This window comes from Sphaerisporangium krabiense (assembly GCF_014200435.1).
GTDB lineage: Bacteria > Actinomycetota > Actinomycetes > Streptosporangiales > Streptosporangiaceae > Sphaerisporangium > Sphaerisporangium krabiense.
The window spans coordinates 3,670,071-3,692,741 of record NZ_JACHBR010000001.1; the positions used below are offsets into that span (position 1 = coordinate 3,670,071).

General features: G+C 73.0%; 23 protein-coding genes. 15 read left to right on the forward strand and 8 right to left on the reverse strand.

Annotated features, from left to right (window positions below):
* Nucleotides 1-140: 140 nt before the first annotated feature.
* Nucleotides 141-3,239: a chromosomal replication initiator protein DnaA gene (locus tag BJ981_RS16300; protein WP_184612191.1), complete on the forward strand. Its 3,099-nt coding sequence runs from the start codon at nucleotides 141-143 to the stop codon at nucleotides 3,237-3,239.
* Here the strand turns inward: BJ981_RS16300 and BJ981_RS16305 are convergent.
* Nucleotides 3,229-3,669 (reverse strand): NUDIX hydrolase, encoded by a 441-nt coding sequence (locus BJ981_RS16305; protein ID WP_184612192.1) that lies wholly within the window; start codon nucleotides 3,667-3,669, stop codon nucleotides 3,229-3,231. The genes BJ981_RS16300 and BJ981_RS16305 overlap by 11 nt on opposite strands.
* Nucleotides 3,670-3,741: 72 nt before the next feature.
* Here BJ981_RS16305 and BJ981_RS16310 point away from each other — a divergent pair, with 72 nt between their 5' ends.
* From BJ981_RS16310 to pqqE, 8 genes are all read left to right on the forward strand, one after another.
* Entirely contained in the window at nucleotides 3,742-4,389 is a 648-nt protein-coding gene (locus BJ981_RS16310) for a DUF6758 family protein (protein ID WP_184612193.1), read from the forward strand.
* Between the two features lie 85 nt (nucleotides 4,390-4,474).
* Entirely contained in the window at nucleotides 4,475-5,194 is a 720-nt protein-coding gene (locus tag BJ981_RS16315; RefSeq protein WP_184612194.1) for an MBL fold metallo-hydrolase, read from the forward strand.
* 33 nt (nucleotides 5,195-5,227) lie between these two features.
* On the forward strand, nucleotides 5,228-6,070 hold the full coding sequence (locus tag BJ981_RS16320) for a RecB family exonuclease (RefSeq protein WP_184612195.1): 843 nt from the start codon (nucleotides 5,228-5,230) through the stop codon (nucleotides 6,068-6,070).
* A gap of 215 nt (nucleotides 6,071-6,285) precedes the next feature.
* Nucleotides 6,286-6,441 (forward strand): hypothetical protein, encoded by a 156-nt coding sequence (locus tag BJ981_RS16325; protein WP_184612196.1) that lies wholly within the window; start codon nucleotides 6,286-6,288, stop codon nucleotides 6,439-6,441.
* Between the two features lie 25 nt (nucleotides 6,442-6,466).
* Nucleotides 6,467-7,348, forward strand: coding sequence for a pyrroloquinoline quinone biosynthesis protein PqqB (gene pqqB, locus BJ981_RS16330; RefSeq protein ID WP_184612197.1), 882 nt, complete (start codon nucleotides 6,467-6,469; stop codon nucleotides 7,346-7,348).
* On the forward strand, nucleotides 7,345-8,037 hold the full coding sequence (gene pqqC, locus BJ981_RS16335; protein WP_184612198.1) for a pyrroloquinoline-quinone synthase PqqC: 693 nt from the start codon (nucleotides 7,345-7,347) through the stop codon (nucleotides 8,035-8,037). Before pqqB ends, pqqC begins: the two co-directional genes overlap by 4 nt.
* Nucleotides 8,034-8,297 (forward strand): pyrroloquinoline quinone biosynthesis peptide chaperone PqqD, encoded by a 264-nt coding sequence (gene pqqD / locus BJ981_RS16340; RefSeq protein WP_204070690.1) that lies wholly within the window; start codon nucleotides 8,034-8,036, stop codon nucleotides 8,295-8,297. The genes pqqC and pqqD overlap by 4 nt, the downstream gene beginning before the upstream one ends.
* Entirely contained in the window at nucleotides 8,294-9,379 is a 1,086-nt protein-coding gene (gene pqqE, locus BJ981_RS16345; protein ID WP_204070691.1) for a pyrroloquinoline quinone biosynthesis protein PqqE, read from the forward strand. Before pqqD ends, pqqE begins: the two co-directional genes overlap by 4 nt.
* A gap of 12 nt (nucleotides 9,380-9,391) precedes the next feature.
* Here the strand turns inward: pqqE and BJ981_RS16350 are convergent, their stop codons facing one another.
* Both BJ981_RS16350 and BJ981_RS16355 read right to left on the reverse strand, forming a co-directional pair.
* A complete protein-coding gene (locus tag BJ981_RS16350) occupies nucleotides 9,392-10,270 on the reverse strand; it encodes an alpha/beta fold hydrolase (RefSeq protein ID WP_184612199.1) in 879 nt (292 codons plus the stop codon).
* Between the two features lie 91 nt (nucleotides 10,271-10,361).
* Complete coding sequence (locus tag BJ981_RS16355; RefSeq protein WP_184612200.1) at nucleotides 10,362-12,125, reverse strand: DEAD/DEAH box helicase; 1,764 nt, start codon at nucleotides 12,123-12,125, stop codon at nucleotides 10,362-10,364.
* 421 nt (nucleotides 12,126-12,546) lie between these two features.
* On the opposite strand from BJ981_RS16355, the gene BJ981_RS16360 reads away from it, so the two are divergent.
* Nucleotides 12,547-13,221: a ferritin-like fold-containing protein gene (locus BJ981_RS16360; protein ID WP_184612201.1), complete on the forward strand. Its 675-nt coding sequence runs from the start codon at nucleotides 12,547-12,549 to the stop codon at nucleotides 13,219-13,221.
* Between the two features lie 432 nt (nucleotides 13,222-13,653).
* Here the strand turns inward: BJ981_RS16360 and BJ981_RS16365 are convergent, their stop codons facing one another.
* The 4 genes from BJ981_RS16365 to ligD all read right to left on the reverse strand — a co-directional run bounded on the left by BJ981_RS16365 (nucleotide 13,654) and on the right by ligD (nucleotide 16,024).
* Nucleotides 13,654-13,884: a DUF3107 domain-containing protein gene (locus BJ981_RS16365; protein ID WP_184612202.1), complete on the reverse strand. Its 231-nt coding sequence runs from the start codon at nucleotides 13,882-13,884 to the stop codon at nucleotides 13,654-13,656.
* A gap of 160 nt (nucleotides 13,885-14,044) precedes the next feature.
* Complete coding sequence (locus tag BJ981_RS16370) at nucleotides 14,045-14,665, reverse strand: TetR/AcrR family transcriptional regulator (RefSeq protein ID WP_184612203.1); 621 nt, start codon at nucleotides 14,663-14,665, stop codon at nucleotides 14,045-14,047.
* A 159-nt stretch (nucleotides 14,666-14,824) separates the two neighbouring features.
* A complete protein-coding gene (locus BJ981_RS16375; RefSeq protein ID WP_239139712.1) occupies nucleotides 14,825-15,052 on the reverse strand; it encodes a hypothetical protein in 228 nt (75 codons plus the stop codon).
* Between the two features lie 63 nt (nucleotides 15,053-15,115).
* Nucleotides 15,116-16,024, reverse strand: coding sequence for a non-homologous end-joining DNA ligase (gene ligD / locus BJ981_RS16380; protein WP_184612204.1), 909 nt, complete (start codon nucleotides 16,022-16,024; stop codon nucleotides 15,116-15,118).
* Between the two features lie 180 nt (nucleotides 16,025-16,204).
* Between ligD and ku the strand changes: the two genes are divergently transcribed.
* The gene (ku, locus tag BJ981_RS16385; protein WP_184612205.1) at nucleotides 16,205-17,140 is read left to right on the forward strand and encodes a non-homologous end joining protein Ku; all 936 of its coding nucleotides are present in this window, start codon (nucleotides 16,205-16,207) and stop codon (nucleotides 17,138-17,140) included.
* Nucleotides 17,141-17,339: 199 nt separating this feature from the next.
* Here ku and BJ981_RS16390 read toward each other — a convergent pair whose 3' ends face one another.
* Nucleotides 17,340-17,852, reverse strand: coding sequence for a hypothetical protein (locus tag BJ981_RS16390; protein ID WP_184612206.1), 513 nt, complete (start codon nucleotides 17,850-17,852; stop codon nucleotides 17,340-17,342).
* Nucleotides 17,853-18,181: 329 nt separating this feature from the next.
* Here BJ981_RS16390 and BJ981_RS16395 point away from each other — a divergent pair, with 329 nt between their 5' ends.
* The 4 genes from BJ981_RS16395 to BJ981_RS16410 all read left to right on the forward strand — a co-directional run bounded on the left by BJ981_RS16395 (nucleotide 18,182) and on the right by BJ981_RS16410 (nucleotide 22,602).
* Nucleotides 18,182-19,147: an alpha/beta fold hydrolase gene (locus tag BJ981_RS16395; RefSeq protein ID WP_239139713.1), complete on the forward strand. Its 966-nt coding sequence runs from the start codon at nucleotides 18,182-18,184 to the stop codon at nucleotides 19,145-19,147.
* Between the two features lie 73 nt (nucleotides 19,148-19,220).
* Nucleotides 19,221-20,399: an adenylyltransferase/sulfurtransferase MoeZ gene (moeZ, locus tag BJ981_RS16400; protein WP_184612208.1), complete on the forward strand. Its 1,179-nt coding sequence runs from the start codon at nucleotides 19,221-19,223 to the stop codon at nucleotides 20,397-20,399.
* Nucleotides 20,400-20,611: 212 nt separating this feature from the next.
* Nucleotides 20,612-21,331 carry a hypothetical protein gene (locus BJ981_RS16405; RefSeq protein ID WP_239139714.1) on the forward strand — a complete coding sequence of 240 codons (720 nt, stop codon included), beginning with the start codon at nucleotides 20,612-20,614 and terminating at the stop codon, nucleotides 21,329-21,331.
* Nucleotides 21,325-22,602, forward strand: a complete 1,278-nt coding sequence (locus tag BJ981_RS16410) for a S8 family serine peptidase (RefSeq protein ID WP_239139715.1) — start codon at nucleotides 21,325-21,327, stop codon at nucleotides 22,600-22,602. The genes BJ981_RS16405 and BJ981_RS16410 overlap by 7 nt, the downstream gene beginning before the upstream one ends.
* Nucleotides 22,603-22,671 lie beyond the last annotated feature (69 nt).

The following is a 22,671-nucleotide window of genomic DNA, read 5'->3' on the forward strand; positions in this document are numbered from 1 at the left end:
TGATCACGGAGCATGGCCCGGGTATCGGTACGATCGCTCGTGATCTGTTGGCGACGCGATACATGTGCCGGGCTTCAGTGGAACGGTCCGGAATCACCGCCTTCAAACTGGGTTAGGCTGCCGACGAGGAGGTGCTGAGCGTGGCCTCGGGCCCCCACGACCCGCGCTCTTCATGGTGGTCGGCCGGCGACGACGCCGACCACCCCGACCACGCCGACATGTCAGGCCGGTCCGGGTCCCACCAGACCCACACGCCACCACCGGCCCTGCACCACTCCCCGCCGGACCCCTCGGAGGACCGGCCGCGCGGCCTGCCCCTGGACTCCCCGTGGGCGCTGCCCCCCTTCGGGGCGCCCACCGGCGACGAGGCGAGGCCCGGTGACGAGGACGCCCCCCGCCAGCACGGACGCCACCCGTACGCGCGGCCGTACGTCGGCGAGCCCCGCCACAGCGCCGGACGCCCCGAGCCCGTCGAGGACGGCGAGGGGGACGAGTCCCGCGACCCGTACGCGGGCGAGCCCACGCAGCCGTCCCGGCCGCCCCGGCGGCTGGTGGACCGCCCGGACAAGCTGGTCGCCACCGGTCCGCCGCGCACCCCGCGCCGGGCCAAGCCCTACCAGCCCGACGAGCCGCCCGAGGAACCCCCGACCGTCCCCGTGCCGCGCGTCCCCGGGCCGGAGCGTCCCGGCATCCGGGTGGAGCCGCGCATCCCGGCCGACCCCGAGATCACCGCCGAGCCCGGCGACGACTTAGCCGGCCCGGCCGAGGACCGGATCGGCGAGCCGCCGCGCGGGCGGCCCGCCACCCCGCACCCCGACGTCCTGGTGGCCACCGGCCCGCCGCGCCCCCGCGCGAGCGGCAAGGGGCGCCACCACCGCGACCAGCCCGTCCCGCGCCCCCGCCGCACCACCCCCACCCCGCCGCGCCGCTTCGGCTCCCGCCGCCCGAGGCTGATGACCCCTCTCATCGTGGCCGTCGCCGTCCTCGCCGCCGCCGGCCTCGGCCTGGTGATCGTCAACTGGGTGAACTCTCCGGTCAGCTCGGGCCTGCGCCTCGCGGCGGGGGACGGCGGGTCGGGCGACCAGGCGTTCGCGGCGCCGCCGAGCGCGAGCGGCACCGGGTCCAGCCAGGTGCTCAACGCGGTCACCTCGGTCGGCGACACCGTGGTGGCCGTCGGCAGCGACACCACCAGCCCCGTGCCCCGGCCCCTGTTCCTGGTCTCCTCCGACGGCGGCAGGTCCTGGCAGCTCGGCCGGGTGACCGGCGCCTCCGGTTCCCAGCCCGCCGGGTCCGCGGGCCGGGTGGCGGGCGGGAACGGCCGCTGGCTGGCCGCGGGCACCGAGGCCCCGGCCGCGACCGGCGCGGGCCGCGGCATCTGGACGAGCACCGACGGGCGGTCCTGGACCGCGGTGGACCCGGCGCGGCTGTCGGTGTTCCTCAGCGGCGACCGGATCATCGACCTGGCCCGCACGAGCAGCGGCTTCGTCGCGGTCGGCTCCACGGCGCTGCCGGACGGCGGCGTCGGCCCGGTGGCCTGGACCTCCGCGGACGGGCAGAGCTGGAGCCGGGTGGACACCCGCGAGATCGGCAGCACCGACAAGGTGCGCGCCATCCGCGCCGTGGTCGCCAAGGGCGACGCCGTGGTGGCGCTGGCCGACCCGGGCACCGGCGACACCACCTCGGTCATCCTGCGCTCCCCGGACGGCGGCAGGACCTGGCTGCGCACCGCCGCCGCCCTGCCCGGCGTGCGGCCGGAGCCGGGCGCGCTGGCCGTGGCGGGCAAGGGCTTCCTGCTGGTGCCGACCCTGCAGAAGTCGGGGTCGGGCGAGGTGCGGGTCTACTGCTCCGACCTCGGCGACCAGTGGCGCCAGTGCGGAATGATCAAGGGCCTGGGACGCGAGGCGACCGGCGTGCGGGGCCTGGCCTCCTCGGCCGCCGGGGTCGCGGCGGTCGCCGAGTCCGGCTGGGAGCGCTACGGCCTCTACACCAGCTCCGACGGCAGGAACTGGACCGAGAGCACCGACCTCGGCCAGATCCCCGGCACCCTGCGCGGCCTGGTGATCACCGACCAGGGCACGCTCGTCGCCGCGGGCGACCAGCGCGCCGGGGCGCTGGACAACCTGCCGGTGCTGATGACGGCCGGCAAGGGCAGGTCCGCGGCCCCGGTGCCGCTGAGCGAGATCAAGGGCCTGACCCGCTCGGCCCGCGACACCGCGGCGCTGGTCGCCGCCGGGAACTCCTTCGTCGCGGTCGGGTCGGTCAAGGGCGACGCCGGCATCTGGACCAGCCCCACGGGCGAGAGCTGGAAGGCGGTCAACTCTCCCGCGCTCGGCGGCGCGGGCCGGCAGGCGCTCAACGACGTCGCGCACGGCCCGAATGGCTGGCTGGCCGTGGGCAGCACCACGGCCGACTCGGCGTTCGTCCGCCCGCTGCTGGCCACCTCCGCCGACGGGCGCACGTGGCGGCCCGTGCCGGACGCGCCCGCGTTCGGGGCGTCCGACCGGTACGCCGTGGTGCCGCGGGTGGTCGCCGCCGGTCCCAAGGGGTACGTGGTGGCGGGCGACGACAGCGGGCCCGGCGGCGTGGTCGCCGCGCTGTGGTTCAGCGCAGACCTGCGCCGTTACTCCCGCGCGGCCCCGCAGGGCCTGCCCGCCGGGGGCGCCGACGTCCGCATCGAGGACGTGGTCGCCACCGAGGACGGCTACCTCGCGGTCGGCGGCTCGGGGACGACGGGCCGCACGTCCGGCGTGGTCTGGGTGTCGCGCGACGGGCTGAACTGGACGGCGCGCAAGCGGGTGATCCCCGAGGGCGCGCGGTCGGCCGCGCTGCGCCGGGTGGTCGTCCGGGACGGCGGCGTGGTGGCCGTGGGTGGCGCGATGACCGACGCGGGCGTGGAGCGGCCGTTCGCGGCGGTGTCGGACGACCAGGGCGTCACCTGGAAGTACGCCTGGCTGCCCGCCGAGGACGCGGCGGCCGTGCTGGACATGACGTCGTCGAAGTCGGACCTGGTCGCGGTGGGGTCCTACGGGCCGCCCGCGACGGGGGACAGCGCGGTCTGGACGTCCGAGGACGGCCTGGAGTGGCGGCGCCACGCCCTGACCGGCGACGGGATGACCGGCGACGGCGCCCAGTGGCTCGGCGCGATCGCCGTCGTGGACGACCGCGTGGTGGCCGTGGGCAGGTCGACGACCTACACCACCGACCACCTGACCCTGTGGCGGACGAGCTTCAGCCGCTGACCCCCGGCGCCCTGGCCGGGGCGCCGGGCGGCACGTCGAACACCCGCCACTCCAGGAGCGTTTCCAGCAGTCCGGAGGTGAGCGGCAGCCCCGTCAGCTCGTCGCGCCGGAACCAGCCGGCCTCGGCGGCGTCGTCCCCCGCCAGCACCGGGAGGGCGGCGTGGCGGGGCACGGCGAAGTAGTCGAAGATCTCGTACGTCACCCCGCCCGGCCCGGGCCGCTCGACGGACCCGGCCGGCCCGCCCGTCGTGACCGGCAGCCCGGTCTCCTCCATCAGCTCGCGCTCCAGCGCCTCGGCGTCGGACTCGCCCGGCTCGACCCGGCCGCCGGGCAGGGACCACAGCCCTTCGTCCGGCGGGCGCCCGCGCCGCACCAGCAGGAGGCGGCCCGCCTCGTCGAGCACGACGCCGCCCACGCACCTCACGCGCATACGCCAAGATTACGCCGGGATAACGGGAATGCCCTTGACTTTGGCGCGCGGTCGGAAGCACGGTGGATAATTGTGAGAGCCGAGCCCACCTGCCCGAGGTGTTTCGGCACGCTGCGCCCACCGAGCGCGTGGTCGAGCGCATGGCGTTGCGGCGTGCACGGCGCCGTCCTGCCCTACCAGCCGAGACGTCCGTCGAACGAGTCGCTCGACGTGGTCAGGAAGGACTCGCGGGTCCCCTTCTGGCTGCCCTGGCCGCTGCCCGCGGGCTGGCTCGTGACCGGCTTCGGCGCCGCGGGGGACGACCGCAGCGGCACCCGTGCCGGCGTGGTGGCCGTCTCCGGGCCGTCGGTCACCCACGGCCCCGCCGATCTGCTCATCGTCGCCGAGGAACCCGGGCTGGGCCTCGGCGCCGCCTTCGCCGGCCTGGACGGCCCCGACCCCGGGCCGGGCTTCGACGCGGGGCCGCCGAACGCCAAGGCCGACGCCCTCGGCCATCCGACGGCGCTGTGGTGGGTGCAGGGCCTGTCCGACCGCGCGGTGTACGTGGGCGAGGCGATGGGCGACTGGTTGTGGGTCATCGGCTGGCCCGCCGAGGCCGGGTGCCTGGTCGCGCTGGCCGACCTCGCGCTGCGCGATCTGCGGGAGCACGACCAGGAGCTGGATCTTCCGTTCGGGGCGTTCTCGCCGCGCCTCGGGCCCTTGGGCGGGGAGGAGCCGTGACCCCGGCGCCGATCTTCGCGGATGGTTCGAACCCGGCCCGGTTTACGTCTCCTGACGGGTTCATCTGTTCGGTAAGGTCGTGGCCGTGACAGCGCGTATCGAGCGAGTGGTGACCGAGGGAGTCGTATCCGTCGACGACTCCGAATACAAGGTCGAGAACAACACCTGGATCGTGGGCGACGACGACGAGGTCATCGTCATCGACCCCGCGCGCGACGCGGAGACGATCCTCGAAACCGTGGGCGAGCGCGAGGTCCTCGCCGTGATCTGCACCCACGGCCTCCCCGACCACGTCGGCGGCGCCATCGAGGTGGCGGCCCGCGACGAGGCCGTCGTCGCCCTGAACCGCAAGGACCGCCGGCTCTGGCGCGAGACGTGGCAGGAGACCTACCCCGACATCGACATGGAGGACGAGGGCATCTTCGGCGTCGCCGGCGTCGAGCTGGAGGTCATCGCCACCCCCGGGATCACCCAGGGCGGCGTCTCCCTCTACGTCGAGGAGCTCGGGGTCGTCTTCACCGGCAAGACGCTGCTGGCGGACGGTCCGGGCAAGGTCGCCGGCGAGTACCCCGCGCTGGCCGACCAGCTCACCGCGATCGGCGAGCGCCTGTTCACGCTCCCCGGCGACACCCGCGTCCTGCCCGCCCACGGCGAGGAGACCACCATCGCCGACCAGGAGCAGCACTTCGACGCGTGGCTCGCCGGGTCGCTGACCCGGGACGGCTCGGCCGAGGACGAGCAGGACGGCCCGCTCGTCGACGGCACCCGGGTGTCGGGCATCAAGCTCAACCTCGACGAGGACTGACCCGCCGTCGTGGGGCAACTCCCTCTCGAAGGCATGCCCAGGCGGCTCTACACGTGTACGCCGTCTCGCCTGAACACCTGGCTGGACTGCCCGAGGCGTTACCGCTTCACGTACCTGGACCGCCCGGCCCCGCGCAAGGGCCCGCCGTGGGCGCACAACAGCGTGGGCGCCTCGGTGCACAACGCGCTGGCCGGGTGGTGGCGCGAGCCGTACAACCGCAGGACCCCGGCGATGGCGGCGATCCTCCTCACCGAGGGGTGGATCACCGAGGGGTTCCGCGACCAGGAGCAGTCGACGGTCTGGCGCGACCGGGCGCGGGCGATGGTGATGGGCTACACCAGCACGCTGGACCCGTCGCAGGAGCCGGTCGGGGTCGAGCGCACCGTCGCCACCCGCACCTCGGTCATCGCGGTCTCCGGGCGCGTGGACCGCATCGACAGGCGCGGCGACGAGCTGGTGATCGTCGACTACAAGACCGGCAGGCGCCCCCTCGCCGAGGACGACGCCCGCTCGTCGCTCGCGCTGGCGATCTACGCGGTGGCGTCCTCGCGGGTCATGCGGCGCGCCTGCCACGCGGTGGAGCTGCACCACCTGCCGACCGGGTCGATCGTGCGGTGGGAGCACACCGACGACTCCCTGGCCCGCCATCTGGACCGCGCGGAGGACATCGCCCGGGAGGCCTCGGAGGCCGACGAGCGCTACCGCGACGGGCGGGCCGAGGCCGGCGGCGCGCCGGTCCCCGCGGAGGTGGACGAGAGCTTCCCGGCGCGGCCGGGGCCGATGTGCTCGTGGTGCGACTACCGCGGGCACTGTCCCGAGGGCCAGGCCGCGGGCGCGGCACGCCGGCCGTGGGACGGCCTGGGCGACCCTGACTGACCCTCCCCCGGCGGGCCGCCGGGGGAGGGGTTTGCCTGGCCAGAGCCGGGAAATACATCCGATGTAAAGCGGAACCTATTTCTATAGCATTCGCAAATCCCCCCAAATGCTACGTGCAGCTCCGATGTTTTTCGGATCAAGTCATTGACACCTGTCGGTTCGGACGTTCATAACGTGTGTGTAAACCTTTCCGCACGGAAGGCAGGTGCAGGCTCATGGCGGAGCCCAAGGATCAGCAGAGCAGGCGACAGCCGCCGAGGACGCATGGCAAGCGGCTGAAGGCCAGGGGCGAGGAAAGGACCTGGCACAAGCCGGACTACCAGATCGTCGAGGCGTCGATGGAGATGTCCGCCTACTTCCTGACCAGGTGACCGCCCGCCGCTTGCGAGGTACGCGATGCGCGTGCAGCTTCTCGGTACCGCCGCGGGCGGCGGCGTCCCTCAGTGGAACTGCGCGTGTCCCGGGTGTGCCGGGGCACGCGCCCACCCGGACCGCCGCCGGCGGCACGCGTCCCTGGCCGTCGAGACCGGCGGGGGCCGCGTCTACATCGTCAACGCCACCCCCGACATCGGCGACCAGATCGAGGCGTACGAGGCCCTGCTCCCGGGACCCGAGCCCCGGCACACGCCGGTCGCCGGGCTGATCCTCACCGACGCCGAGCTCGACCACACGCTCGGCGTCGCCCGCCTGCGCGAGGCGGGCAAGCTGGAGATCTGGTCCACGCCCGTGGTCCGCGAGGCCCTGACCGAGCGCCTCATGCTCGGCGAGGTGCTCGCCCCGTACACCGGGCTGAGCTGGCACGACCTCCCCGTCTCCGCGAGCGCCCCGCTCGCCGGCGGCGTCGAGGCCGGCGCCGTGCCGATCTCGCCCAAGCGCCCCCGGTACGCCGCGGGCCCGCCGGACGGGCAGCCGTGGGTGATCGCCCTGCGGCTCTCCGACCGCGACACCGGCGCCACCCTGATCTACGCGCCCGCGATGGGCGCCTGGGCTCCCGGCCTGGAGGCCGCGATGGCCGCCGCCGACTGCGTGATCGCCGACGGCACCTTCTGGGACGACGAGGAGCCCCGCCGGACCGGGATATCCCGCAAGACGGCCATCGAGATGGGCCACCTGCCGATCGAGGCGACCGCGGAACGGCTGTCGCGGCTGCCCGGCCGGGTGCTCTACACCCATCTCAACAACACCAACCCGCTCGTCGACCCGGAGGCCCCGCAGCACCGCGTGCTCGCGGACCTCGGGGTCGAGGTGGCGGCGGAAGGAACGGTGATAGAGCTGTGAACTCGCGGCCCTGGACGGCGGCGGAGTTCGAGGCGCGCCTGCGCGCGGTCCCCGAACATGCCTACCACGACCGGCACCCGTTCAACGTGCGCATGCACGAGGGCACGCTGACCCCCGAGCAGATCCGCGGCTGGATACTCAACCGGTTCCACTACCAGCGGCACATCCCGATCAAGGACGCCTACGTGCTGGCCAAGCTGGACACCCCCGAGCTGCGCCGCATGTGGGTGCGCCGCATCCACGACCACGACGGCAGGCGCCCCGGCGAGGGCGGCATCGAACGCTGGCTGCGCCTCGGCGAGGCCGCGGGGCTCGACCGCAAGGAGCTGCTGTCCGGCGAGGGGGTCCTGCCCGGCGTCCGGCTCGCGGTCGAGGGGTACGTCAACCTGTGCCGCCTCGGCTCGCCGATCGAGGCCGTCGCCGCGTCGCTGACCGAGCTGTCCGCGCCGGGCCTGATGCGCACCCGCATCGACGCCTTCGAGCGCCACTACACCTGGATCAGCCCCGACGGGCTCCGGTACTTCCAGAACCGGATCTTCCAGGGCGGCCAGGACTCGGGGGAGGCGCTGACGCTGGTCCTGCAGTGGGCGCGGGACCGCACCGACCAGGAGAAGGCCGTCGCCGCGCTCGCCTACAAGTGCGACGTGCTGTGGTCGCTGCTGGACGCGGTGGACCGGGAGTACCGGTGAGCGGCGACTGGCGTCCCGCGCTCGCCTCGTCGATCATGCTCAGGCACGACGCGGTGCGGGACGCCGACCTGCTGGTGATGCCCGAGCGGATCGTCGTGCTGAACGGCCAGGCCGCCTCGGTGGTCCGGCTGTGCGACGGCACCCGGACGGTCGCCGACATCGTCGCCGAGCTGGGCGCCGGCTTCCCCCCGGAGGCACCGGTCGGCAGGGACGTCGGCGAGTTCCTCGACCGGGTGCGCGCCGAGGGCTGGCTGCGGTGACGGTCCCGCCGCCGTGGGCGATGCTGGCCGAGCTCACCCACGCCTGCCCGTTGCACTGCCCGTACTGCTCCAACCCCGTGGAGCTGATCGGCCGCGCCCGCGAACTGGACACCGCCGGGTGGACGCGGGTCATGGCCGAGGCCGGGGCGCTCGGCATCGTGCACGCCCACCTGTCCGGCGGGGAACCGCTGCTGCGCCGCGACCTGGAGCAGATCGTCGCCGCGGCCGAGGCCGCCGGCGTCTACACCCAGCTCGTGACCAGCGGCGTCGGCCTCGACGGCACCCGGCTGGCCGAGCTGGCCGGGGCGGGACTGCGCAGCGTCCAGCTCTCGGTGCAGGACGCGACCGCCGAGACCTCCGATCATCTGGCCGGCGCGCGGTCCTTCGCCGTCAAGCGGCGGGCCGCCGCCCTGGTGCGGGAGGCCGGGCTGCCGTTCGGGCTCAACGTCGTGCTGCACCGGCACAACCTGGACTCCCTCGACGAGATCATCGCGCTCGCCGTGGAGTGGGGCGCCGACCGGGTCGAGCTGGCCAACACCCAGTTCTACGGCTGGGCACTGCGCAACCGCGACGCGCTGCTCCCCACCCGCGACCAGCTCCGGCGGGCCGAGCGGACGCTGGACGCCTGGCGGGCCCGCCTGTCCGGGCCGCCCGAGCTGGTCTGGGTGGTGCCCGACTACTTCGAGGGCGTGCCCAAGCCGTGCATGGGCGGCTGGGGCGCGGTCTCGCTCACGGTCGCCCCGGACGGCTCCGTGCTGCCGTGTCCGGGCGCCTACACCCTCCCCGGGCTGACGTTCCCGAACGTGCGCGAGCACGGCCTGCGGTGGATCTGGGAGGAGTCCGGCGCCTTCCACGCCTACCGGGGCACCGCCTGGATGGGCCACCCCTGCGCCGGCTGCCCGCGCAGGGAGGACGACTTCGGCGGCTGCCGCTGCCAGGCCTACGCGATCACCGGCGACGCCGCCCGCACCGACCCCGCCTGCGCCCTCTCCCCGGACCACCACCTGATCCGCCGTCTCACCGACGGCGACCCGCCGGACCCCCGGACCCCGCTGGTCTACCGCCGCCCGCGGCGCGCGTGACCCGGGAGCGGCTCAGCCGGTGTGCAGGAGCCGGTGCTCGGCGGTGTTCCAGAAGCGCGTGAGGGCGTGGGCGGTCGTCTCGGGGGCCTCGACGGCCGGGGAGTGCATCGCGCCCGGCACGACCACGCACTCCGCGCACAGGCGCTTGGCCATCTCGGCCTGCAGGGCGGGCGGCCAGCCGTCGTCGTGCTCGCCGTACAGGACGAGCGTGGCGACGTCCAGCTCGCACAGGTCGTCCAGGCGGTCGTGGGCGGCGAGCACCTCCTCGGCCATGGCGACCAGGCCGGTGAGCGAGTTGGCGAACAGGCGCCGCCGCAGGAACGCCACGATCTCGTCGGGGACGCCGGCCGCGAGGGCCTCGGGCTCCAGGCGGCTCGCCCAGATCTCTTCGAGGCCGACCTCGGGCAGCGTGCGGAGCATCAGCCGGGCCGTCTTCTCGCGGGTGCCGGTGATGCCCGCCGGGCCCGAGCTCATCAGCGTGTGGGAGGCGGGCTTCATGACGCCGCCGATCACGGCCTCCCGGGTGACCAGCCCGCCGAAGGAGTGGCCGAGCAGGTGGACGGGCTCCCCGGCGCCCACGACGTCGGCGACGGCGTCGATGTCCTCGCCGAGCGCCTCACAGGAGTAGGCGGCGGGGTCGTCCGGCCCCTTGGTCTCGTACTGGCCGCGCATGTCGATCGCGACGACGCGCCGCCCGGCCTGGGCGAGCGTCTCCAGGATCGCGATGAAGTCCTCCTTGCTGCCCGAGTACCCGGGGACCAGCAGGGCGGGCCAGCGTTCCGGAACGCCACGGACGGGCAGGGCCTCCAGCGCCGCGAAGGAGCCCACAGAGGTCTCGACGCGCTGCGGGCTGACCCCCGGCGGGAGGGCCAGGAAACGTGGCGTACTCACGTGGCACCACGATACTGAGGAGCCGGACCGGCGACACCGCCGAACGGTGTACGCCGGTCACGTGGATCACTTCGCACTGGTGCCGCCCCGGTCAGCCCCTCCGCGAGCGCTGGGGGGACGACCTGCGGCGCTGGACGCGCTCGGAGGCCGCGGACGGCGCGACGTCATCGTCCACCGCCAGGTCGGGCGAGCGGAAGACGATGGCGAACGGGGAACTCGGGATGATGCGCTCGGGCTCGGGACGGACGTGGCGCGCCTCGGACGGGTGCGACGCCTCGACGTCGCCGAGGTCCTCCGGCTCGCGGAGGTCGTCGTCGGCGTCGTCCTCGAAAGGCTCCAGGTGGTCGTGGGTGTACCGCGACTCCAGGGGCTCGCGCCGCGCCTCGGGCTCCTCCGCGGCGGGCACGCCGGCCGGCGCCTCCGGCCGCGTCTCGGACAGGGCCTCCGAGAGCGCCGCACGGTTGGCGCCCCTGCTGCGGGACCGCCGCGGCGCGGGGACCTCGGCCTGGGGCTCCGGGACGACCTCCGGCTCCGGGGCCAGGACGTCGCCGGCCGGCGCGACCTCGGGCTCGACGCCCGCCGCGGACCGCGTCTCCTGGCCGCCGCGCGTGCGCCGGCGCTGCCGGTCGCGCGAGGGCCGCTCGCGGCGCTCCTCGCGGGCGCCGCGCTCCTCGCGCCGCGAGCGGTGCCGCCCGGTCTCGCCGAGATCTTCGATGGCCTCGGCGGACAGGCCCGCGCGGGACCGCTGGGCGCGCGGCAGCACGCCCTTGGTGCCCTCGGGGATGCCGAGGTCGCTGTAGATGTGCGGCGAGGTGGAATAGGTCTCCACGGGCTCGGCGAAGTCCAGGCCGAGGGCGTTGTTGATGACCTTCCAGCGGGTGAGCTCCTCCCACTCCACGAAGGTCACGGCCACGCCGGTGCGGCCCGCCCGGCCCGTGCGGCCGATGCGGTGGACGTAGGTCTTCTCGTCCTGCGGGCAGTCGTAGTTGACGACGTGGGTGACGTCGTCGATGTCGATGCCGCGCGCCGCCACGTCGGTGGCCACCAGCACGTCGATCTTGCCGTTGCGGAACGCCCGCAGCGCCTGCTCGCGCTGGCCCTGCCCGAGGTCGCCGTGCACGGCCGCCGCGGCGAACCCGCGCTCCTTGAGCTGCTCGGACACCATGTCGCAGGCGCGCTTGGTCTCGCAGAACACCATCGTGAGGCCACGGCCCTCGCACTGGAGCAGGCGGCCGACGATCTCGATCTTGTCCATGCGGTGGGTGCGGTACACGAACTGGACGGTCTTCGACACGTCGTCGGCGTCGGCGTCCGGGTTCTCCGCGCGCACGTGGGTGGGGCGCGACAGGTAGCGGCGCGACAGGCCGACGATCTCGCCGGGCATCGTGGCCGAGAACAGCATGGTCTGCCGCTCGGCGGGGATCAGCTTCATGATCCGCTCGATGTCCGGCAGGAAGCCCAGGTCGAGCATGCGGTCGGCCTCGTCCAGGACCAGCATGGACACCTGGGTGAGGTCGAGATGCTTCTGCTTGACCAGGTCGAGGAGCCGGCCGGGAGTGCCGACGATCACGTCGACCCCCTGCTTGAGCGCCTCGATCTGCGGCTCGTACGCCCGCCCGCCGTACACCGTCAGGATGCGCGAGCCGAGCTTGCCTCCGGCGACCACGAGATCCTCGGTCACCTGGAGCGCCAGCTCGCGGGTCGGGACGACGACGAGGCCACGGGGCTTCTTGCGGTTCTTGCGGGGCTTGCCGACGCGCTGGAGCATCGCCACGCCGAAGGCGTAGGTCTTGCCGGTGCCCGTGCGCGCCTGGCCGATGACGTCCTGTCCGCTGATCGCGAGGGGAAGGGCCATCTCTTGAATGGGGAAGGGTGAGATGATGCCCTCGGTTTCGAGGGCATCAGCGATCTCCGCTATGACTCCAAGGTCTCGGAACGTGGTCAGCTCGGCCTGCCTAAGTCTCCTGCGAAGGCGGGCCTCCGGGACCGCCGGCCTGGTGCCGGGTCCGCGCGGAAAAGCCAACCCTCATCCGTCTCGGCGACCGCCGCGACGTCGTGCGCGTGGGGCTATCAGGCGATTTTCACCCTGAATACATACTGCGGTCGCACTCTTACAGGTCAGTGTACTCGATACCACAACTGCGGGCTGATTTCTTGACGTTCGATCCAGAACATCGCCCCGCGTCCGGGGCGGGAGGCCGGAGTCCGCGCTCGTCAGACGCCGTGCGGCCCCGCCGCCGGGACCGCCGCCCCGGCGAAGCTCGTACGCTGCATCCATGAGTGATTCCCCTGCCGGTGTCGTCGACCTGCTCGGCGTGCTCGCCTACGCCGAGCTGAGCGCGTTCCTGCGGCTGGCCGAGGACGCCGCCGCGCTCGCCCCCACGCTCACCGACCGCGCGGCGCTCGGCGGCGTCGCCGCCGTCGAGTACGCCCACTTCCGGCTGCTGCGCGACCGGCTGTCCTCGCTCGGCGCCGACCCCGAGGCGGCCATGGAGCCGTTCGCCGAGTCCATCGACGACTGGCACGAGAAGACGCACCCGGGGGACTGGCTGGAGGCCCTGGTCAAGGCGTACGTCGGCACGGGGATCGCCGGGGACTTCTACCGCGAGGCCGCCCGGCACGTGGACGCCGACACCCGCGAGCTGGTGGACAAGGTGCTGGCCGAGGAGGTCCGCTCGGAGTTCGCGGTCGACCGGGTGCGCACGGCGCTGGCCGGCAACCCGCAGGTCGCCGGGCGGCTCGCGCTGTGGGCGCGCCGCATGGTCGGCGAGGCGCTGAGTCAGGGCCACCGGCTCGCGGTCGCCCGCCCCGAGCTGGCGCTGCTGCTCGTCTCCGAGACCGGCGCGGGCGACGGGGACGCCGACCTGGTGGGCATCGGCCGCCTGTTCGCCCGGCTGACCGAGGAGCACGGCAAGCGGATGGCCGCGCTCGGGCTGGTCCCCGGGCCCTGAGCCCCGCCCGATCCGCGCGGCCCCGGCCCCCCGAGGCGTCCCCGGATGATCTCCGGCGCCCGCCGGTGATCAGGTTTCGGACTTCTGGCCGATTCGGTCGGTGATCGAGGGGCGCGAAACCCCCCACCGGTTGTACCGTTCGAGCATGAGGGCCTCGCGCCGCTACGGCAGTTCCTTGATGAGATGTGGACCGAACCGCTGGACGTCACGGCCGGTGTTGAGAAGGGGGAGCGCGGACTGCCCGGTCTTCGGGCACACGCGGGACGACGTCCGGAGGTCACGCCGCCCCTGCGGCTGCTCACTTCCCCCACGTGAGGAATGCAGGGGGCGGTTCTAGCCCCACACCAGCACGTCAGGCCACATGCCGCGCGGCCCTCGCGCCGCGCGGACCCGGGTGCTTCGGGGAGCACGCGGCCCCCCGAAGCACCGGGCTCAGAGCGTGCCGCCGAAGCCGACGGGACGCTGCTCGTCCTCGCCGATCTCGACGAACCCGAGCGCGGCGACCGGGACGACCACGCGGCGCCCCTTGACGTCGGTGACGGAGAAGACGCCCCGGTCGGCGGCGAGCGCGTTGCGCAGTTCCTGCTCGACCTCTTCGGCGGACAGCTCGGTCTCGACGATTATTTCGCGGTGCACGGAGCGTACGCCGATCTTGATTTCCATCGGGCTCCCTTTCGACGGCCTGAGGTGCTCGTCCCATCGTGACCCGTGACACCTCGGGACGCGCCCGCTGATCGCGTCAAGCGAACATCCGCGCGGCCGGGGAGACGGCGGTCGTTCACACCCTGGCTTCGGGGGAGAACCGCTGTTCCTGGGTTCTTCCTCAGGTCGTGCGGGGGAAGCCGCCGATGCCGCGCCAGGCCAGGCGGGCCATGAGCTGGGTGGCGACGTCCTTCGGGATCGAACCGTGGCTGGCGAGCCAGTAGCGGGCGCTGACCTCGGCCATGCCGACCAGGCCGACGCCGAGGAGGTGGGCCTCGTCGCTGGAGCAGCCCGTGTCCTCCTGGATGACCTGGCTGATCATCTCGGCGCTCTCGCGCAGCGAGCGCTCCACGCGCTGGCGGACCTGGGCGACGTTGCGCAGGTCGGACTCGAAGACCAGCCGGAACGCCTCGCCCTGGCTGGAGACGAAGTCGAAGAACGCCCCGATGGCCGCCTGGACGCGCTGCTTGTTGTCGGTCGTGGAGGCGAGGGCCTCGCGGCAGCGGTTGGCCATGTCGTCGACGTGGACGTCCAGCAGCGCCAGGTACAGCTCCAGCTTGCCGGGGAAGTGCTGGTAGAGGACGGGCTTGCTCACGCCCGCCCGCTCGGCGATCTCGTCCATCGCGGCCGCGTGGTAGCCGTTCTCCACGAAGACCTCTTGCGCCGCGTCGAGCAACTGTCGGCGGCGGGCCATCCGGGGCAGGCGGGTGCCCCGGGGCTTGGCGTCCGGGGTAGCGGTCACGGGAGTTCTCCTTGAGACGGTTCGCCCGGCGCGGTCGCCGACCGCGCTCCGGCTCGTATGACGACTGGCGCCCGGATCTTCATCGCTCAGGCTCGCACCTGCCGCTCACGCCCCGGGGATCCGGTCCGGGCTTCACATCCTACGCGGGGGTAATCCGGCTCAGCGATATTCGTCGTCCCCGAACTCGACCGTGCGGTTCTGGTCCGCCGCGTCGGCGGGGTCCACGTCGTAGGAGACCTCGATCGGCCACTCGCGGCGCTCGGTGCGGACGTCCAGGCGCTGCTCGATGGCGTCGGCCTCGGGGACCTCGGTCTGGAGCCCTTCCGTGGCGTCGTCGAGCAGTTCGTCCGGCGCGGCCTCGTTTCCGTGCACGTCCATCTCCGACATGTGCGGTCTCCTCCGTCGACGGCGAGCATGGACTCGCACGCTCCATACCCCGATGCGTCCAGCCTAAGGCCCGCCGGTGTCCGGACCCCGCTCCGGCGGCGCCATCAGGTCGCCGAACCGCCCGACGCGCTCCAGCACGTCCGGCGCGGTGAACACGTACTCCTGCGGGGTCCGCAGCTCCTCGACCTCTTCCCAGGTGAGGGGCGTGGAGACGGTGGGGACGGGGTTGGCGCGCAGGGAGTACGGGGCGACCGTGGTCTTGGCGGGGTTGTTCTGGCTCCAGTCGATGAACACCTTGCCGGGCCGCAGTTTCCTGGCCATCAGGCTGACGACCTCGTCGGGGCGCTCCTTCTCCAGGCGCCGCGCGAGCGCCCTGGCGTAGGCGGAGGGGTCCTCCTCGCGGTGGGACCAGGGGACGTACACCTGCATGCCCTTGTTCCCGCTGGTCTTCGGGCGGCCGTCGAGCCCGTCCTCGCCCAGGGCCTCGCGCAGGCGCAGCGCCACGCGGCGGCACTCGACGATCGTCGCCGGGGCGCCGGGGTCGAGGTCGAAGACCATGGTGTCGGGGGGCTGGGGCCGTCCCTCGTCGTCGACCCGCCACATCGGCGTGTGGAGCTCCAGCGCGGCCAGGCCCGCGAAGTAGACGAGCGTGGGCAGGTCGTCCACGACGGCGTACTCGATGGTCTCGCGGCCCTTGGTGCTGCCGGGCGCGGGCAGGCGGGCGGTGCGCACCCAGGCGGGCGTGTGCGCGGGCCGGTTCTTCTCGAAGAAGAAGGGGCCGTCCACGCCCTCGGGGTAGCGCTTGACGGTGAGGGCGCGGCCCGCGATGTGGGGCAGCAGGAACGGGGCGACGCGGGTGTAGTAGTCGATCACCTCGGCCTTGGTGAAGCCCGCCTCGGGGTAGAGCACCTTGCCGAGGTTGGTCAGCGTCAGCTGCCGGCCGTCCACCCGGACCCGGATCTTCTCCGGCATGGCGCACCCCCGTCCTCGCATCGCCGCCGCCCGCGGTCTTCCGCCCTGCGAGCCCATGAGCAGGGACGACTTGACCGGATACGGCATTCGACACTGGGTATCTGCCCATTTAGATACTGCTTTGCGCCCTTGCCGCTACCGAACACACGTTCGATAGTGGAGGCGAGGTGAGGAGAGGCCATGCGTAGCATCTGGAAGGGTGCCATCTCGTTCGGGCTCGTCACGATCCCTGTGAAGCTCTATTCCGCGACCGAGCAGAAGGATGTGACGTTCCACCAGGTGCACCGCGAGGACGCCGGCCGCATCAAGTACCGGCGGGTGTGCGCGATCGACGGCCAGGAGGTGACCTACTCCGACATCGCCAAGGGGTACGAGCTGCCCGGCGGCGAGATCGTCGTGCTGACCGACGAGGACTTCGCCGATCTGCCGCTCAGCACCTCGCGGCGCATCGACGTGCTGCAGTTCACCCCTGCCGAGCAGATCGACCCGATCCTGTTCAACAAGTCCTACTACCTGGAGCCGGAGAACACCGGCGTGAAGCCGTACGTGCTGCTGCGCGACGCGCTGGAGCGCACCGGCCAGGTGGCCATCGTGAAGATCGCCCTGCGGCAGCGGGAGTCGCTGGCCACGCTGCGCATCAGGGACGGGGTGTTCGTGCTGGAGACGATGCTGTGGCCCGACGAGGTGCGTCAGCCGGGCTTCGAGTTCCAGGACGAGGACGTCGAGGTGCGCCCCCAGGAGCTGCGCATGGCGGAGTCGCTCATCGAGACCATGGCCGGCGACTTCGACCCCTCCGAGTACCGCGACGAGTACCGCGAGGCGCTCCAGGAAGTGATCGAGGCCAAGGTCGCGGGCAAGGAGCTCGTGCGGCCCGAGGCGCCAGAGGAGGCCGGGCCCGCCGTCGATCTCATGGCGGCGCTGCGGGCGAGCGTGGACGCGGCCAAGCGGGAGCGCGAGGGCGCCCGCGAGAAGGCGCCCGCGCGCGGCAAGGCGGCGAAGGCGGCCGGCGGCGAGGGCCGTGCCGATCAGGCCGGGAAGGCCGGAAAGGCCGAGGAGAAGGCGGAGAAGGACGGCAAGAAGCAGCCCGCCAAGCGCAGGACCCGCAAGACCGCTTGACCGAATCGGCGTCCGGGACCGTCCCCGTATATCCCGCCTTATGGGGAAGGGGACATCTGGCCGGTGAATTACGACACAGAAGGCCCCGGGGTGATATCCCCCCCGGGGCCTTCCGTTCGTGGAACTGATTCGAGAACTAAGCGGTCGTGTTCTTCTCCGGGCCGTGCGACCGTCCGGGAACGCCGCCTAGATCAGCCGATCACTTGTCGTCGTGGTTGTGGTGCTTCTTGCCGTGGTGGTGATGGTGGTGGTGCGGGTGGAAGCGGTGGTCGTCGCGCCAGAAGTTGTGGTGACCGCCGTGGTGGTTGTGGTGACCGACGATGGCGCGGAAGAAGCGGGCCTCGACGACCTTGAAGAAGCAGTTGCGGTGGCCGCCTCCGTGGCTGCGGTGGTGACGGTGGTGCCTCCTGTGGCCCTTGCCGCCCCAGTCGCCGTCGAAGTCGCCGTCGTGGTCGCCGTGCCAGCCGCCGTGGTGGCCGTGGTGGCCGCCGCCGTCGTGGTGGCACTGGCCGCCCCCGAAGCCGCCTCCGAAGCCACCAAGGCCGCCGCCGAAGCCGCCGAAGCCGCCGTCGAGGCCGTCGAAGCCGAAGTTGGTGCCGATGGCGGTGGACGCGTTCGCGCTCGTGGCCGTGGCGGTGCCGAGGCCGGCGAGGCCACCGGACAGGGCCACCGTGACGGCGACCGCAGCGGCGTATTTCTTGACGTCGGGCATTGCGTTTTCCCCCTTGACGCATCGGGTTGCCCAGCGGAGGCATTTCCCCTTTATCGAGGGAAATGCCGGGGCGACTCGCTGTGAGTCTTCCCAGTTGTGTTGTTTTCCGAGGGGCACGTATGACAAACGGTGATCGCCACCTTTTGGCCGCTACTTAACCTCTCCTTATGTCTTTCAGTTTGAAATATCCCGATTTGCCCGATATTTCCTGTGATGCTCGGGCGTCTCCGGGCGTAAGGGCGCCCCCAGACCCGGCGTGGAGGGGGCCGCCGGATGGACGACGGCGGGTTATGGTCGGAACGGAGGGTGAACAGAAGGGGGGATGGACGGTGGAGGACCCGATTCCGCACTGGCCGGGCGAGCTGGTCGACCTCGGCGGCATGGCCGTCCACGTCCGGTCCGCCGAGCCCCGGCCGGGCGCCGCGCCCGCCGAGACCGCGGTGTTCGTCCACGGCCTCGCCGGATCGTCGACCAACTGGACCGACCTGATGGGCGAGCTGCGCGACGACGTCAGGGGGCACGCCATCGACCTGCCGGGGGCCGGTTACTCCCCGGCGCATCCGGACGGGGACTACTCGATCGCCGGCCACGCCGCGGCGGTCACGTCCCTCGTCGAGCACCTCGGCGGGCCCGTCCACCTGCTCGGCAACTCGCTCGGCGGCGCGGTGTCGGTCAGGGTCGCCGCCACCCGGCCCGACCTGGTCCGCACGCTGACGCTCATCTCGCCCGCCCTGCCGGACCTGATGCCCCGGTACGGCCCGGCCCGCGTCGTGCTGTCGGCGACCCCCGGTCTCGGCCAGTGGGCGATGACCTGCCTGCGTGGCCTGTCCGCCGAGCGGCGCATCCGGGCGACCATGGCCATGTGCTACGCCGACAGTGGCCGGGTACACCCCGCCCGCCTGGAGGACGCGGTCGTCGAGCAGCGCCGGCGCGACGCGCTGCCGTGGGCGGGCTCCGCGCTCATCTACTCGGCCCGCGCCCTGGTCAACGAGTACTTCCGGCGCGGCGAGGACAACCTGTGGCGGCTGGCGGCCCGCGTGACCGCGCCCACCCTCGTCGTGCACGGGCGGCACGACCGCCTGGTGGACCCGCGCATGGCCGCGCGCGCCGGGCGTACCTTCCCCGACGTCCGCCTCGTGCTGATCCCCGACGCCGGGCACGTCGCGCAGATGGAGTACCCCACGCTCGTCGCCCGCCACGTCCGCCACCTGCTGCGGACCGGAAACCCGGACGGAAGCGGCAGATCGGGCGAGACCGCCGATTCGGGAATGGTGCGTGACCGGGTTAGGTTGTGACAGACGGCGGGGCGCGTAGCCTGACGGCAAGCCGCCAATATGGGAAGATCCCCCGAAACGGGAGCGTAGAACTGTGTCGTTGCCACCGCTGGTAGAGCCGGCCGACGAGCTGACCGTTGACGAGGTGCGCCGCTACTCTCGCCACCTGATCATCCCCGACGTGGGGATGGCGGGGCAGAAGCGGCTCAAGAACGCCAAGGTCCTCTGTGTTGGGGCGGGCGGCCTCGGCTCGCCGGCCCTGATGTACCTCGCCGCGGCCGGGGTCGGCACGCTCGGCATCATCGACTTCGACGTCGTCGATGAGTCGAACCTTCAACGGCAGATCATCCACGGCCAGTCGGACGTGGGACGCCTGAAGGCGGAGAGCGCCGCCGCGAGCGTGCGCGAGATCAACCCCTACGTCAACGTCGTGATCCACAACGTGGCGCTCACGACCGACAACGTGCTGGACATCTTCGCCGGCTACGACCTGATCGTGGACGGCACCGACAACTTCGCCACGCGGTACATGGTGAACGACGCGGCGGTCCTGCTCGGCAAGCCCTACGTCTGGGGCTCGATCTACCGCTTCGACGGCCAGGCCAGCGTCTTCTGGGCCGAGCACGGCCCGTGCTACCGCTGCCTGTACCCCGAGCCCCCGCCGCCCGGCATGGTGCCGTCCTGCGCCGAGGGCGGCGTCCTCGGCGTGCTGTGCGCCTCGATCGGATCGATCCAGGTGAACGAGGCGATCAAGGTGCTCACCGGCGTCGGCGAGCCGCTCGTCGGGCGTCTCATGATCTACGACGCCCTGGAGATGAAGTACCGCGACGTCAAGGTCCGCAAGGACCCCGAGTGCCCGCTGTGCGGCAAGAACCCCACGATCACCGAGCTGATCGACTACGAGGCGTTCTGCGGCACCATCTCCGACGAGGCCCAGCAGGCCGCGTCCGGCTCCACGATCACCGCCCAGGAGCTGAAGGAGATGCAGGACCGCGGCGAGGACATCTTCCTCGTGGACGTCCGCGAGCAGAACGAGTACGAGATCGTCAACATCCCGGGCGCGGTGCTGATCCCCAAGGGCGAGTTCCTGCGCGGCACGGCCCTGGAGCAGCTCCCGCACGACAAGAAGATCGTGCTGCACTGCAAGTCCGGCGCCCGCTCGGCCGAGGCTCTGGCCGTGGTCAAGAACGCCGGCTTCGCCGACGCCGTCCACGTCGGCGGCGGCGTGCTGAGCTGGGTCAAGACCGTCGACCCTTCTCTCCCGACCTACTGACCGGCCCCGCCGGTCTCCCGCGGCCCGTTCCTCCTTCCGGGAGGGACGGGCCGCGGGCGTTTCCGAGGCCGTCCCTCCGGGGCGAAAACCGTCGCTTTCCTGGGGGGCGAGTTTGTCCATCCCCAGCTATCCGGACAGAACATCGCTTACCGGCCGGTCCGGCACGTTAAGGTCGGGCAGGTGAGGGGGAGCGAGCGCGGGAGGTCGGCCACGTGAGCGAGTCGCGCGCCTGGCCCCCGTTCGTGATCATCTCGGCGTTGACGCTGATCTGCGCCGTCGTCGCCGGCGTGACCGGCGGGGCGGCCGGCGCGGAGCTCACCCGGGGGCCGAGCGCGGCCGAGATCCGCCAGGCGTCCGCGGAGGAGATGGCCCGCCGCTGGCGCACCTGGCCCGCGGGCAAGGTCTTCCCCGCGCTGCTGCCGTACATCGCCGAGCAGGGCGGCGAGGAGAAGGCCCGCAGGGTGGGCATCTCCTCGCGCACCGACTGCGCGGCCGCCGTGGACGTCGCGCTGCGGTCCGCGCTCAGGACGGCGGGCTGCCGGGCCGTCCTCAGGGCGACCTACCTGGACGCGCTGCAGGGCGTCGTGGTCACGATCGGCGTCGCCGCCTTCCCCGACCAGGCGTCCGCGCTGGCCGCGAGGACGGCGTTCCCCAAGGCGGGCAGGCCCGCGCCCGGCCTGCGCGCGCTGGCCTTCCCGCAGACCGTGACCGACCGCTTCACCGCCGCCGCCCGCCAGACCTCCTCGCTGGCGCAGGCGGGCCCCTACCTCGTGCTCACGACCGCGGGCCAGGTGGACGGCAGGCCCGCCCGCTCGGTGGGCCGGCAGCGCTCCACGATCTTCGCCTTCGCCTCCGACCTGGAGGAACGCGTCCTGACCGCGCTCGCCACGCCCGCCAGGCCCGACTGCGCGGGCAAGGACTGGCAGTGCTGACCCCGCGCGACGCCCGCCCTCGCCGCGCGGCGCCGGCCCTGGCCGTGCTCGCCCTCGCCGCCGCGCTCGCCCTCCCGGCCGTCCCCGCGCGCGCCGACCAGGTGCGCGGCAGCCAGGCGCAGGTGCTGCGGACCCTCGACCTCGACGCCGCCTGGCGGGTCACCCGGGGCGCCGGGGCGAAGGTCGCGGTGCTCGACTCCGGCGTGGACCCCCGCCACCACGACCTGGCCGGATCGGTGGTCACCGGGCCGGACTTCACCAGGGGCGCCAACCCGCGGGGCGTCGCCCCGAGCCGCCTGCACGGCACCTACATGGCCTCGCTCATCGCCGGCCACGGGCACGGGCCGGGCGGCGCCGACGGCGTGATCGGCGTCGCGCCCGCGGCCGAGGTGCTGTCGGTGCGGGTGATCCTGGAGGACGACGAGCCGGGATTCCGCGACTTCAACTCCGAGCCCCGGTTCGAGAACGTCGTCGCGCGGGGCATCCGCTACGCCGTCGACCAGGGCGTGGACGTCATCAACCTGTCCATCAGCAAGGACCAGCCGACGCGGCAGGAGCGCGCCGCGATCCGGTACGCGGTGTCCAAGGGCGTGGTGCTGGTCGCGGCGGCGGGGAACGACGGGGCGGGCCGCGTGACCGGGCCGTACTCCTACCCGGCGTCGCTGCCCGGGGTGATCTCGGTGGCCGCCGCCGACCGGGGCCTGCGCAAGGCGTCGTTCTCCAACCGCAACTCGCTGGTCCTGGTGGCGGCGCCGGGGGTGGACATCTACGGGGCCGGGCCGGGGGACCAGTACTGGGTGGGACGCGGAACGTCGCAGGCGACGGCGCTCGTCTCCGGGGTGGCCGCGCTGATCAAGGCGAGGTATCCGCGCATGACCCCGGCGCTCGTCACCCAGGCCCTCACCACCGGCGTCGTCCGCCACCCGCCGCAGGGGTACGACCCGGGAACCGGCTTCGGCGTGGTCAACGCGGCGCGCGCGCTCGCCGAGGCCGCCCGGCTGTCCCGGCACAAGCACACCGCCGCCGGGCCCGGCGTCCAGAACCCCGACCTGCCGGTGGGCGCGGGCGGGCGGGTCGCCGAACCCGTCCGGGTCGTGCGCAGGGACTCGCACATGATCGCGGTGTACGGCGGAGTGGCGGCGGCGGCCGGCGCGCTCGCGGGCACGAGCCTCACCGCGCTGGTGGTCCTCGCCCGGCGGGGCAGGCGCCGCCGTGAGCGCGAGGCGGCGGCCCGCCCGCCCGCGCCCTCCCGGGAACGGGCGCCGACCTGACGGAGGCGGGAACACGACGGGTGGCGAAGGCCCATGCGAGACGCCGGAAGCGGGCATCGACGTAGCATC